We start from the raw sequence: 1,636 nt of genomic DNA, 5'->3' as shown, positions 1-1,636 counted from the left end.
GCGCACACCTTACGGAAATCATCGAAGACCGCCATGGTCGCAAATCAATCATCGTGACATCACAGCTCCCCGAACTGGACTGGTACGAAGCTATCGGTGACTCCACAGTGGCAGATGCAATACTCGATCGCATTGTCCACACTGCTCATCGAATCACGCTTACCGGCGAAAGCGTCCGTAAGCTCAAAGCTATAAAAAGCAGATAAGACAAAATAAAATTGACCCCGTCGGCCAGAACGTTTTCAGGGGTCAATTCAAAATATTTTCAGGGGTCAATTCAACCTTGGTCTAAGGGGTCATCCGAGCCTGGGTTTTCCATTCACCAACGGAAGCGGCAAGACTGTCAAGTCTGTTCAGCATAGCGGACCTGACGGTGAAATCACGACCACGTTTGAATATGACGGAATCCAGCGACTTGTAAGAGTCACTGACGTTGAGGGCAACCAGACCCTCTCCACCTACGACATGGGCGACCGCCGCACGGAGGTCAACCATCCGGCAAGCGGAATCACATCGTTCACCTACGACGCTCTCGGCAACGTGCTGACCAAGCAGACCGCGAATATGGCGGAGGAAGGGAAGATGATAACCTATACCTACGACTATCACCGTCTGACTGGTATCAACTATCCAGACCACCCCGAGAACAATGTCAAGTATTACTACGGTGGCCGCAACGCATCCCACAACCGCATCGGCCGTCTGATGCTCCGTGAGGACGGAACGGGCGCGATAGAATACTTCTACGGCAAGATGGGCGAGGTGACAAAGACACGCCGCACACTCATAGTCCCGAATCAGGCTATCGCAACCTACGTCACCCAGTGGACCTATGACAGCCACAACAGACTTGTGGAGATGATCTATCCCGACGAGGAGAAGGTCACATACTCCTACAACCTCGGAGGTCTTCTTGAAAAAGTCCGTGGCGAGAAGTCATACGGCTATGACTACATCACCAAGCTCGGCTATGACAAGTTCGAGCAGCGCAGCTACCTGAAATATTGCAACGGCGCGGAGACATTCTACACCTACGACAATCGTCGCCGTCTCAGCAACCTCGCGGTCAACAGCGGAGGCACATCCATTATGGACAACGCCTATACTTTTGACGCGGTGAGCAATGTCCTTTCGGTGGCAAACAACGCTTCGCTACCGCAGAGCGGCAATGCCGGAGGTCAGATGGCTCACTCATACACCTACGACGGGCTGTATCGTCTTGCATCGGCAACGGGTACTTATACCGGGGTTGACAGCAAATCGGCATCCTACACCCTCGACATGGGCTATGACAATATGCACCGCATCACCTCCAAGCGCCAGCATCTGACGCAGGATAACGTGCAGTTCAATGGCACCCTCAATGTCGGCTATGACCTCTCCTACACCTACAGTTCGGAAGAAGGGAAGAAATTCCAGCTTGAAAGTGTAAAGGATGTTAATTACCGCACGGAAGAGACCCCGGAGGGGAACAATGTTGAGAACGGCCTCGTTTACAGTTATGACAAGTGGAAAACCCAGGCTCGGATGACCCCTTAGACCAAGGTTGAATTGACCCCTGAAAATATTTTGAATTGACCCCTGAAAACGTTCTGGCCGACGGGGTCAATTTTATTTTGTCTTATCGGCTTTTTAT

The 1,636-nt window shown here is 51.8% G+C and carries 2 protein-coding genes and 1 pseudogene; 2 read left to right on the top strand and 1 reads right to left on the bottom strand.

Annotation, left to right across the window (positions count from 1 at the left end):
• Positions 1-206: ATP-binding protein (locus C5O23_RS14070; RefSeq protein ID WP_161553606.1), on the top strand; the 206-nt coding region annotated here is incomplete at its 5' end.
• A gap of 82 nt (positions 207-288) precedes the next feature.
• Here C5O23_RS14070 and C5O23_RS14700 read toward each other — a convergent pair.
• Entirely contained in the window at positions 289-495 is a 207-nt protein-coding gene (locus tag C5O23_RS14700; protein ID WP_133166581.1) for a hypothetical protein, read from the bottom strand.
• On the opposite strand from C5O23_RS14700, the pseudogene C5O23_RS14505 reads away from it, so the two are divergent.
• Positions 466-1,506: pseudogene (locus C5O23_RS14505) on the top strand (toxin TcdB middle/N-terminal domain-containing protein); the annotation flags it as partial. The gene C5O23_RS14700 and the pseudogene C5O23_RS14505 sit on opposite strands and share 30 nt — an antisense overlap.
• Positions 1,507-1,636 lie beyond the last annotated feature (130 nt).

The organism is Duncaniella muris (assembly GCF_003024805.1).
GTDB classification, from domain to species: domain Bacteria; phylum Bacteroidota; class Bacteroidia; order Bacteroidales; family Muribaculaceae; genus Duncaniella; species Duncaniella muris.
This window is presented reverse-complemented; position numbering and strand designations above follow the sequence as displayed.

What these genes read in the sequence shown, in the direction of transcription:
- C5O23_RS14700 (WP_133166581.1), bottom strand. Translation starts at nt 495, where the DNA reads ATGGTTGACCTCCGTGCGGCGGTCGCCCATGTCGTAGGTGGAGAGGGT.